General features: G+C 45.5%; 1 protein-coding gene and 1 pseudogene. Both read left to right on the top strand.

Going from position 1 to position 2,912, the window contains the following annotated elements; translation table 11 throughout:
• Positions 1 to 893 (top strand): annotated as a pseudogene (locus B3763_RS06660) (peptidase); the annotation flags it as partial.
• 8 nt (positions 894 to 901) lie between these two features.
• The gene (locus tag B3763_RS06665) at positions 902 to 2,641 is read left to right on the top strand and encodes a M14 family metallopeptidase (protein WP_286745011.1); all 1,740 of its coding nucleotides are present in this window, start codon (positions 902 to 904) and stop codon (positions 2,639 to 2,641) included.
• The last annotated feature ends 271 nt before the right edge of the window (positions 2,642 to 2,912 follow it).

Below are 2,912 nucleotides of genomic sequence, written 5' to 3' on the forward strand. Positions count from 1 at the left end.
CGTCTGAGTTGGAAAACAGGGCCTTGCTGGATATGCTCTATACCAAGTGGAATCTTTACGGAGTGTTTACTTTCGGTCCCGGTAACAACCTTTCGAGTCCCTGGAGATACAACAGAGCCGGAGCCTCTAAGCGTGTAGTTACGAGCATTTTGAACGATGATGCAGGGCTGAACAAGTACCTGTCTGATATTTACAATGAGACAGTTTCCATGAAAAACGCACCGGACTCCGGAGAGCAAGGAGGCGATTTCCTTCAGTGGGCATATTTTCACTTTGGACGCCTGAGCGTGGGTACTCCCGGCTGGTGGGTGCCCACGGTAAAAGATGAAGAAGGGCAAGCTGCTAACAAAGACAAAAACCGAGAGGTAAATTTCCTGAGATGGGCAGAGCAGGAGGGGCTTACCAATTACTGGGTAGACTGGAAAGAGGTAAACCACCCGGATTTTCCTAATCAAAAGGTAGAGGTAGGTGGAATAGCACCTTTCGTGATGAATAATCCTCCATTGGCCAAAATTGGCGATGCAGCAAGAAACCACACCGACTTTATAGTGAAAATGGCCAAAATGCAGGCCAATGTTCAGCTGGTAAATCTTAAAACGGAAGCCGTTGGTAAGGGAATGACCCGAATCACCGTAGATGTGTATAATGGAGGAACCCTACCCACTCATACCGAAATGGGTACCCGCTCCAGATGGTTGCAGCCAGTGAAGGTAGAGTTGAGCCTTGGTAACGGACAAGAGTTGATTTCCGGAAGAAAAATTCAAACACTCAGAAGCCTGGATGGTGATGCATCTGTGCAGTTTACCTGGTTGGTAAAAGGAAGTGGTACTGTCAAAATTCAGGCAGGTGCCTCACATGCCGGAGTAGATAGCCAAACTGTAAACCTTAAATAAGAGAACTGATGAAAAGATATATATCAAAAATATTTGCTGGTTTAGTTCTGGTAGGCTTAGCGCTACCCGGTATCAGTTTTGGACAGAATGCGGACGAAGTGTTCCGTGCTGCAGGTTCCCCCCACAACCCTAAGGTTAATATTGCCTTTAACCGATACTACACGGCCGAAGGCTTAGCCGAGCTTTCTAAAAAAATAGCCGATGCTCACCCTGATTTGGTAAAGCGAATATCGATTGGTAAGTCGTATGAGGGCAGAGACATATGGATGTTGCAGGTTACCAACTTTAAGAAAGGTAACCCTGAAAGAAAACCTGCATTTTATGTCGATGGAAACATTCACTCCAATGAGATTCAGGGAGCAGAAATCTGTATTTATACGGCCTGGTACCTAACCGAAAACTTTGGCGATGTAGACTACATTACCGAGGTACTGGACGACCGTATTTTCTACATAGTGCCTACTATTAACCCCGATGCCCGAAACAATTACATGAAAGAGGCCAATACGGGAAGTTCTCCTCGTTCGGGAATGATGCCATTTGATGATGATCGCGATGGTTTGGTAGATGAAGATGGTCTTGATGATTTGGATGGAGATGGTTCGGTAACGAGCATGCGAAGAAAAAGCGATTATGGAGACTTTATTATTGATCCGCTCGATCCGCGTAAAATGATTCAGATTGGGCCAGACGATGTAACTACCGCTCAGCGCTATGAGTTGCTAGGATCAGAAGGTATAGATAATGATGGTGACGGTCGAGTAAATGAAGACAGACCCGGTTATTATGATCCTAACAGGGATTGGGCCTGGAAATGGCAGCCCGATTATATTCAGGGAGGTGCATTAAAGTATCCGTTTAGTGTACCGGCCAACCGTGCTGTGGCCGATTTCGTATTGGCACATCCCAACATTGCCGGTGCTCAGAGTTTCCATAACTCAGGAGGAATGATTTTGAGAGGGCCTGGTGCCGAAGAAGATCTGGCGACTTATAATCGTGCCGACCTTCGAATTTATGATGCCATTGGTGAAAAAGGAGAGAAGATGCTCCCCGGTTACCGTTACCTAACGGTATATAAAGACTTGTACTCAGTTTTTGGCGGTGAACTCGATTGGTTCTACGGAAGCAGAGGTATTTACACCTTCACCAATGAGATATTCTCAAGCTTTGCCTACTATAAGAATGAGCGTCCGGACAGAAATCAGAGCTATGATTTCGACCGGGAGTTGTTGGCCAACGATGCATTTACCCCCTGGGCTCCATATAATCACCCAACCTATGGAGAAATTGAGATAGGCGGGTTTAAGAAAAACTTCGGTAGGGCCACTCCGGGATTCATGCTGGAAGAAGAGCTTCACCGAAACATGGCCTTTGCACTTTACCATGCCCATCATATGCCTAAGCTGAGTATTGATAAGGTAATGGAAAAAGACCTGGGTGGTGGATTAAGGGAAGTTACCGCCATTATTAAAAATGAGCGCCTAATGCCTACCCATGCTTCGCAAGACCTCAAGTATAAGATTGAGCGTCCGGACTACATTTCGATTGATGGTGTAAGTGTGCAGGCCGGAATGATTGTAGAAGACCTGGATCTTGGAATTACAACTGAGCAGAAGGTGAATCCTGCCAAGTTGGAAGTGGCCAATATTCCTGGAAATGGTACCGTTATCGTACGATGGATTGTAAGTGGTAGAGGCACACCAAAAATCACTGTAGACAGTGCTAAAGGTGGGCTGATAACCCGATAGTCATAGTTAGTTAATTTAAATGTGAAAAGCCGGCTTCGAAAGGAGTCGGTTTTTTTATGAAATAGGGTTACTCATTTAGATCGCATTTGTTAGACCCGGTATACTAGCCATAAGCTGTGCTTTCATAGCTCCTAATAAACCCGTTGGTGAACTGACGCCAATGGTAGCAAGGTGTAGAAACATATACCATGTAGCTCAGGTAAGTGTATTCCATAATAGGCGTACTTACGTAAGTCGCAAGAAGTGCTTTCTGAACCTTGCCTCCATTTGT

Origin of the sequence: Roseivirga sp. UBA1976 (assembly GCF_002336325.1) — a bacterium.
GTDB classification, from domain to species: domain Bacteria; phylum Bacteroidota; class Bacteroidia; order Cytophagales; family Cyclobacteriaceae; genus Roseivirga; species Roseivirga thermotolerans.

Bases quoted from the DNA above. Each gene is read 5' to 3' on its own strand.
- B3763_RS06665 (WP_286745011.1), top strand. From the start codon at position 902: ATGAAAAGATATATATCAAAAATATTTGCTGGTTTAGTTCTGGTAGGC.